This window comes from Microbacterium sp. UBA837, from assembly GCF_002296025.1.
In the GTDB taxonomy this organism is placed as follows: domain Bacteria; phylum Actinomycetota; class Actinomycetes; order Actinomycetales; family Microbacteriaceae; genus Microbacterium.
Map to the genome: position 1 here is coordinate 1 of NZ_DBHD01000017.1, position 7,071 is coordinate 7,071.

9 protein-coding genes are annotated in these 7,071 nt (G+C 65.0%); 2 read left to right on the forward strand and 7 right to left on the reverse strand.

Features of this window, described 5'->3' with window-relative positions:
* The coding region (gene lnt, locus B3587_RS01430) for an apolipoprotein N-acyltransferase (protein ID WP_292725998.1) at positions 1 to 1,422 on the forward strand (1,422 nt) is incomplete at its 5' end.
* Between the two features lie 72 nt (positions 1,423 to 1,494).
* Here the strand turns inward: lnt and B3587_RS01435 are convergent.
* The 4 genes from B3587_RS01435 to B3587_RS01450 form a co-directional block, all read right to left on the reverse strand.
* Positions 1,495 to 1,878 carry an RNA polymerase-binding protein RbpA gene (locus B3587_RS01435; protein WP_292710486.1) on the reverse strand — a complete coding sequence of 128 codons (384 nt, stop codon included), beginning with the start codon at positions 1,876 to 1,878 and terminating at the stop codon, positions 1,495 to 1,497.
* Positions 1,879 to 2,032: 154 nt separating this feature from the next.
* A complete protein-coding gene (locus B3587_RS01440) occupies positions 2,033 to 2,821 on the reverse strand; it encodes a glycerophosphodiester phosphodiesterase family protein (protein ID WP_292726000.1) in 789 nt (262 codons plus the stop codon).
* Positions 2,818 to 3,747, reverse strand: a complete 930-nt coding sequence (locus tag B3587_RS01445; RefSeq protein ID WP_292726001.1) for an SPFH domain-containing protein — start codon at positions 3,745 to 3,747, stop codon at positions 2,818 to 2,820. Before B3587_RS01445 ends, B3587_RS01440 begins: the two co-directional genes overlap by 4 nt.
* A complete protein-coding gene (locus tag B3587_RS01450; protein ID WP_292726002.1) occupies positions 3,740 to 4,237 on the reverse strand; it encodes an NfeD family protein in 498 nt (165 codons plus the stop codon). The genes B3587_RS01445 and B3587_RS01450 overlap by 8 nt, the downstream gene beginning before the upstream one ends.
* A gap of 101 nt (positions 4,238 to 4,338) precedes the next feature.
* Between B3587_RS01450 and B3587_RS01455 the strand changes: the two genes are divergently transcribed.
* Positions 4,339 to 5,139, forward strand: coding sequence for an SDR family oxidoreductase (locus tag B3587_RS01455; protein WP_375237044.1), 801 nt, complete (start codon positions 4,339 to 4,341; stop codon positions 5,137 to 5,139).
* A 71-nt stretch (positions 5,140 to 5,210) separates the two neighbouring features.
* On the opposite strand, the gene B3587_RS01460 is transcribed toward B3587_RS01455, so the two are convergent.
* From B3587_RS01460 to B3587_RS01470, 3 genes are all read right to left on the reverse strand, one after another.
* Positions 5,211 to 5,771, reverse strand: a complete 561-nt coding sequence (locus B3587_RS01460) for an HdeD family acid-resistance protein (RefSeq protein ID WP_292726004.1) — start codon at positions 5,769 to 5,771, stop codon at positions 5,211 to 5,213.
* Positions 5,772 to 5,870: 99 nt separating this feature from the next.
* Positions 5,871 to 6,791 (reverse strand): AEC family transporter, encoded by a 921-nt coding sequence (locus B3587_RS01465; RefSeq protein WP_292726006.1) that lies wholly within the window; start codon positions 6,789 to 6,791, stop codon positions 5,871 to 5,873.
* A 68-nt stretch (positions 6,792 to 6,859) separates the two neighbouring features.
* Positions 6,860 to 7,071, reverse strand: a 212-nt coding sequence (locus B3587_RS01470; protein WP_292726007.1) for a hypothetical protein, incomplete at its 5' end; no start/stop codon positions are given.

A 7,071-nucleotide genomic window follows, 5' to 3' on the forward strand; every position in this document is an offset into this window, starting at 1 on the left:
TGGTGGCCGTTGGCTTTCGTCGGTGTCGGACTCTCGCTTGTGGCGCTCATTGGGCGCAGCGCCTGGGGCGCGCTGCTGGTCGGGTTCATCTTCGGGATCACGTTCTATCTCGTCCACATCGTGTGGCTGAACCGCTACCTCGGCGTCATCCCGTGGTTCGCCCTGGCGGTCGCGGCCACCATCTACGTCGCGCTCGGCTCCGTGCTCATCGCGTTGGCATACCGGTGGATGCCGAGAGCAGCCCCCGGTCGGTGGGCTCAGCTCGTCCTGACACCGCTGCTGATAGCCGGGCTGTGGACACTGCGGGAACTCGTGACCGGATCCTGGCCCTACACAGGGTTCCCGTGGGCGCGGATCGGGATGAGTCAATCCGAGAGCCCCCTTTCACACCTGACCTCGTGGATCGGCGTGACGGGCCTGTCGTTCCTGATGGTCGCCTTCACCGCCGGGACCATCGAGTGGCTGCGACTGCGCCAGTGGTCGGATGTGCGCACGGCGCTGCCGGTCGCAGGGCTGGGGATCGCCCTGCTCGTCACGCCGCAGTTCCCGACCACCCCGGCGGGCACGATGACCGTGGGAAGTGTGCAGGGCAACGGTCCCTCCGGATACTTTGACGCGCGACAGCGAAACGACATCCTGAACGCGCAGCTGTCGGCATCCACTGACCTGATCGGTCAGGACATGGATGTGCTGCTGTGGCCCGAAGGCGGGATCGACTCGGATCCGATGACCAACGCGACGACTGCGGCGGTTCTGGACGGACTGTCGGAGGCGGCGGATGCTCCGCTTCTTGTCAACGCCGCAACAACGCGGGGCGACCTGACCTACAACACCTCGATGCTGTGGGAAGCGGGGGAGGGCGCCGTGCAGTATCACGACAAGACTCACCCGGTTCCCTTCGGCGAGTACGTGCCCGACCGGTGGTTCTACGAGATGATCGTTCCCGACCTGATCGGGCTCATCGGCCGGGAGTACACACCAGGATCCAATCCGCCGTACGTCGATATCGATGGCACCGGGGTGGGGCTCGCTATCTGTTTCGACGTGATCTATGACGACGTCATCCATGACGGCGCGCGAGACGGCGCCGAGGTCTACATGTTCCAGACCAACAACGCCGACTTCCGCAACACCGACGAGAACCTGCAGCAACTCGCTTTCGCGCGCACGCGCGCTATCGAGACCGGTCGTTCGGTCGTGAACATCTCGACAGTCGGCACGAGCCAGGTGATCGGCCCCGACGGTGCGACGATCGATTCTCTTCCCGCCGATGAGGCCGGAGCGATGCTCACCGATGTTCCGCTGCGGACCGGCCTGACCCCGAGCATCGTGATCGGCGGCTCACTGGGCATGGCGATCGCGATTCTTAGCATTGCCGGTCTGATCGCCAGCGTAGTCGTCGCGAGCCGCCGCCGGACATGAAACGGGACCGATCCGTGATCGGACCGGTCCCGTTTGTTGCACCGCTTCGTAAGCCGTCGCGGTGGGCGTCTGTCAGGCGCTGAGCTTGTCGACCGTGACGTCGTCGCCGGCGCCTCGGCGTGAGCGAACGAAGGCGAGGCGCTCTTCGAGCAGCTCCTCGAGCTCCGGGATCGTGCGACGCTCGAGAAGCATGTCCCAGTGCGAGCGGGGGGCTTTGACGTCGCCGTGGTCGACGGTGACGGTCTCGCCGTCGACCCGCAGCAAAGCCTCGGCGCCGCAGGTGCGGCATTCCCAGGTCTCGGGGACCTCGGCGTCTGCCGCGAAGGTCATGGTGGTGTCACGTCCACAAGACGTGCAGGAGTAGGTGAATTGTGCCCGCTCATGAAATACGACGCCGTCCTCGCTCTGTAGGCTGGAGGCGCCGAGTCGCATGCCGCGGAGGCTGCGGTCTGCCATTGTGTGGTCCTCTCGTCGCTGTTCAGGTATAACGCTCTCAGCTGGGCAGATCATCCATGCCGACCCGCAGATGAGAGCATTCTCAGCCGATCTTCAGCGGGGGAGGAATAGGCGCAACGCCGACCTGGGGTGCGGCGCCGTCAGCGCCGCCGAATCAGGGGTGGCCCGGCGCGGGTCCGAGAGTCGTGAGCGCGACGTCTACGCGATCTGTGACGATGCCGTCGACGCCCATGCCGACAAGCCGGCTCATGTCTGCGGGATCGTTCACTGTCCATACGTGGACTTCGACCCCGTGACGGTGAGCGGCTTCAAGCAGCCGTGGCGTCACCACCCGCACCGGTCCCTGACGCTCCGGGACCTGCAGCGCGTCGACGCCCGCCAGCGAGGATGCGACCAGCCGCGGCGACCGCGCGACGAGGCCCCAGAGCAGCCGGGCGATGGTCTCGCGACCCGCCGATGTTGCAGGTGCCACCGCGCCGGTGGGTGCGTGACGAGCTGCGGATGCTACGGCTGCGCGGCGGCGGGTGTCCGCAAAACTCGTCAGGAGCACGCGCTCACCATGACCGGCCACGAGCATGCCGACGGCGTCAGCAGCGCCGGGCGCCTTCACGTCGAGGTTGAACCTCACGGTCGGGAAGTCTTCGAGCGCGGTGCGCAACGTGATCAGTCCGCCGCGATCTGCCATCAAGTCAGTCAACTCTGAAAGCTCGACGTCAACGACACGTCGAGGATCGCCCGTCACCCGACGAAGATCCGCGTCATGGAACAGCACGACCTCGCCGTCCCGGGTGAGATGACAGTCGGACTCGACGTAGGTCGCGCCAGCGCGCTTCGCCGCGGCAACCGATGCGTAGGAGTTCTCCGCAATCGCTTCGTCAACCGTCAGCCCCCGGTGCGCAAGGACGCGCGGGTATGGCGCGTCGACGAAGTACGGGTGGGTCACGCCTGCTCGTCAGGTGCAGACTTTGCGGCCTCCCGCGCCCCGAACGCACCGGACACACCCTTGAGTGCCTCGGTGAACTCGCTCGGAATGATCCAGAGCTTGCTCGACGCGCTGTCGCTGATCTTCGGAAGCGTCTGCAGGTACTGGTAGGCGAGCAGCTTGTCATCCGGATTGCCCTCGTGGATGGCGTTGAACACCGTGGCAATCGCCTCAGCTTCACCCTGCGCACGCAGGATCTGGCCCTGCTTTTCGCCCTCGGCGCGCAGGATCTCGGCCTGACGTGCGCCCTCAGCCTGCAGGATGGCCGACTGCTTCGTGCCCTCTGCGGTGAGGATCGCCGCACGACGGTCTCGCTCGGCGCGCATCTGCTTCTCCATGGAGTCCTGGATGGACACCGGGGGATCGATGGCCTTCAACTCCACCCGCGACACTCGGATTCCCCACTTGCCCGTCGCTTCGTCCAGAACGACCCGCAGCTTCGTGTTGATTTCGTCGCGACTGGTCAGTGCCTCCTCGAGGTTCAAGCCACCGACGACGTTTCGCAACGTCGTCGTCGTGAGCTGCTCGACTGCGCCCAGATAGTTCGCGATCTCGTAAGTGGCCGCACGGGCGTCAGTCACCTGGAAGTAGACGACCGTGTCGATCGAGACGACGAGGTTGTCTTCCGTGATGACCGGCTGCGGGGGGAACGAGACGACCTGCTCGCGCATGTCGATCAACGGCCGAACGCGGTCGATGAACGGGACGAGGAGGTTCAAGCCGGGGGAGAGGGTCTTGTGATAGCGGCCGAGGCGCTCCACGACGCCGGCTGTGGCCTGCGGAATGATCCGGATCGATCGGAAGATCACCACGACCACGAAGATCGCAATGACAAGCAGCAGGACGATGACAAAGATCTGTCCCGCGAACGCGCCGATGTCAATCATGTTCCACGGTCCTTTCTGTCGATGGCCGGGGCTCCGGAGCTACTTCGACGGCGGCGCCTCGCACTGCAATGACGCTGACGGACTGTCCAACGCTCGCCTCGGCATCCGTGACGCCCGCGCTCAGTCGTGCCGTCCACGTCTCGCCGTTGTCGAGCTTCACCTCACCCGCACCCTGCACGAACGCGCGGGTCACGCGCGCCGGCATCCCGACGAGTGCATCGACGTTCGTGAGGACGACGGGCGAACTTCGATGCAGCGCCCGCAGCAGGAGTGGGCGAATCGTGAACAGGAGAAGCGCTGATGCGATCGCGGCGAGGCCGATTTGCAGCCACCACGGGCCGCCCAGCAAATTCGTTCCCAGGCCCCCGATGAGAGTTCCGGCGGCGAGCATGAGGAATGTGAACTCAAGGGTGAGCAGTTCGATGATCACGAACAGGACTGCCAGAGCGAGCCAGAGGATCCACAGATACTGCGTGAGATCGGGCAACATCCGAGTCTCCTTCCTCTTGGACTGACCCTATCAACGCAGGGCGCGCAGCGGACCGGTTGGTAGGGTCGGTACGCGCGCCATTCCGGTGCCGCCCGCGGCCGATGCGCCACCGTGCAACAGGAGCAACAGTGACCGACATTTCCACCCCGATCGCCCCCGGAACCCTGCGCGGCAAGACCGCACTGGTGACCGGCTCGTCGCGCGGAATCGGTGCCGACACCGTCCGCTATCTCGCAGCCGCGGGGGCCAACGTCGTCATCAACTTCCGCAACAAGGCTCCCCGCGCTGAGAAGCTTGCCGCTGAGGTGCGGGAGCTGGGTGTCGACGCTCTCGTCGTGGGAGCGGACCTCACCGATCCAGAGTCGGTCGCGGCAATGTTCGCTGCCGTCGAGGAGGCCTTCGGAGGCCTGGACATCCTCGTCCTGAACGCATCCGGTGGCATGGAATCAGGAATGGCGGAAGATTACGCCCTGCTGCTGAACCGAGACGCTCAGGTCAGCGTGCTTGAGACGGCAGTGCCGCTTCTTCGGGGCGACGCACGGGTGGTCTTCGTGACCAGCCACCAGGCGCACTTCATCCGAACGACCCCGACCATGCCCGAATATGAGCCGGTCGCGCTGTCCAAGCGTGCCGGCGAGGATGCGCTTCGCGAGCGGGTGCCCGCGCTCCTCGAACGCGGCATCGGGTTCGTCGTCGTCTCCGGCGACATGATCGAAGGAACCATCACCGCAACGTTGCTGGAGCGTGCGAACCCCGGAGCTATCGCGTCGCGTCGCGAATCAGCCGGCAAGCTCTACAACGTTTCGGAGTTCGCTGCCGAGGTCGCACAGGCCGCTGTGGACCCGATCCCCGCGGACAACACGCGGCTCGTCGGCGACACGAGCTCTTTTGTGGGGGAGTAGTCCGCACTGCATCCATTCACAGCAGAAGGCCCCGGGAAATCCCCCGGAGCCTTCTTCTGTGATGTGTCTTGTCAGACGCTCTTCTTACCGAACGTGAACGCGCGCACGATCTGGATGATGCCGAGCACGACGAGAGAGATCCCGAGCAGCCACCAGAGCACGACCGCGCCCAACAGCGGCGAGAACAGCAGCACGACACCGGCGACGATGCTGATGATCGCGAAGAAGATCGTCCAGCCCTTGGATGCTGCGTCACCCAGCGTGGTCAGGGAGACGACACCTTCGATGATCCACATGATGCCGACCAGGATGCCGAGGAAGACGGCGAACCAGCCGGTGGTGGCTGCGAGGTTGAAGAAGGCGAAGATACCAGCGGCGATGAACACGACGCCGAGGATGATGTGGCCAACGCGAGACCATCCACCCATCGACTTCGAGAAAATGCCGAGGCCGCCGTAGACCAGTCCGCCGACGATGGCGTAGATGGCGATGATCGCGGTCACGACCATGGCCGTGCGGCCTGGCCAGACGAGGATCAGGATTCCGACGATGAGCGAGAGGACACCGGCGATGCCGAGCGCCGTGCGGACGCCGTTGATGGCCTCCTTGGCGACGGAGCTTTCGGTTGACATGGCGTTCCCTTTCTGGGAGTTAGCTGAGAGCTTGCGTTCTCAGCGTAGCGTTCTTCCGGCCGGACTTCGGGGGAGTGGGAGGGGCATGTCGGCCCGAGATCACCCGAAAAGGACGAGCGCGCCGATCAGCACCGGGATGCACCCGATTGTTGTGAGGAAGACAGTGTCACGCGCGACGGTTTCCGCGACGCCGAAGCGCTGAGCGAAGTTGAAGACATTCTGTGCGGTCGGGAGGCTCGCCAGGACGACCACGGTGAGCGTTTCGGGCGCCGGCAATCTGAACACGATGCTCGCAAGCACCCAGGCCAGCACCGGCATCAGTATCAGCTTGAACGCGGTAGCCAGGATCACCTCGCGGCGGTGACCGCCGGCGGCGAGAACCCGCTGGCCATGGAGAGACATCCCGTAGCTCAGAAGGAGCACCGGGACGCATGCTGCGGCGAGGAAGTGTAAAGGCTCCGTGACGAGTGACGGGAGCCGAAGCCCCGTCGCCGCCACGATCGTTCCGGCCACCGATCCGATCACGACCGGGTTCGTCACAGTGCGTAGCGCGATCTTTCCGAAGTTCCGAGTCTGCGCGGTGACGCTTTCGAGGATCGCCATCGAGATCGGTACGAGGACGAGCAGTTGGAACAAGATGACGGGTGCCGGGAACGCGGCCGATCCCAGGAGATAGAGCGACAGGGGGATCCCGATGTTGTTGGAGTTCACCTGACCGGCCGCGAGCGCGCCGATGAGCGTGTCTCCCACGGGCCGTCGCCACAACAGGCGGGAGATCGTTGCGTAGAGGCCGATGACGGTGATCGCCGTGATCGCCGAGACCGGGAGAAGTGCCGAAAACAGGGTTGCGATATCGGCTTCGGAGAGGACCACAAACAGCAGCACGGGGGAGAGGACGAAAAACACCAGTCGTCCCAGAACCGGGCCGGCTTGCGGGCCGAGGAGGTTGATCCGGCCGATCACGTATCCGACGGCGATCGCGAGGCCGATAACCGCGAACCCGGTGGCGGCGTTCAGCACGAAAGGTCCGGAGCTCGCATCGTTCCACGCTACCGCCGCCGTTCGCGAGCACCAGTCACGCGGCCGCGTCAGGACTGACCGGAACGAAAGATCTGGACACTTGAGGCGCGGCCGCGCTCGCTGAGGACGAGTGCGAGAACACCGAGTCCGATCGTGCCGGCAAGGTTCGATAGTGCGCCGAGGAGTGTCGCGACGTCGGCCAGCGCCTGCTGCGGGAGTGCGAGGGTCGCGAACATGGCCTGGGTGATGACGCCCACAAGGACGCTCAGACCGAGCACCC

What these genes read in the sequence shown, in the direction of transcription:
- B3587_RS01445 (WP_292726001.1), bottom strand. Translation starts at nt 3,747, where the DNA reads ATGATTGACATCGGCGCGTTCGCGGGACAGATCTTTGTCATCGTCCTG.
- B3587_RS01460 (WP_292726004.1), bottom strand. Translation starts at nt 5,771, where the DNA reads ATGTCAACCGAAAGCTCCGTCGCCAAGGAGGCCATCAACGGCGTCCGC.
- B3587_RS01435 (WP_292710486.1), bottom strand. Translation starts at nt 1,878, where the DNA reads ATGGCAGACCGCAGCCTCCGCGGCATGCGACTCGGCGCCTCCAGCCTA.
- B3587_RS01450 (WP_292726002.1), bottom strand. Translation starts at nt 4,237, where the DNA reads ATGTTGCCCGATCTCACGCAGTATCTGTGGATCCTCTGGCTCGCTCTG.
- B3587_RS01455 (WP_375237044.1), top strand. Translation starts at nt 4,339, where the DNA reads ATGCGCCACCGTGCAACAGGAGCAACAGTGACCGACATTTCCACCCCG.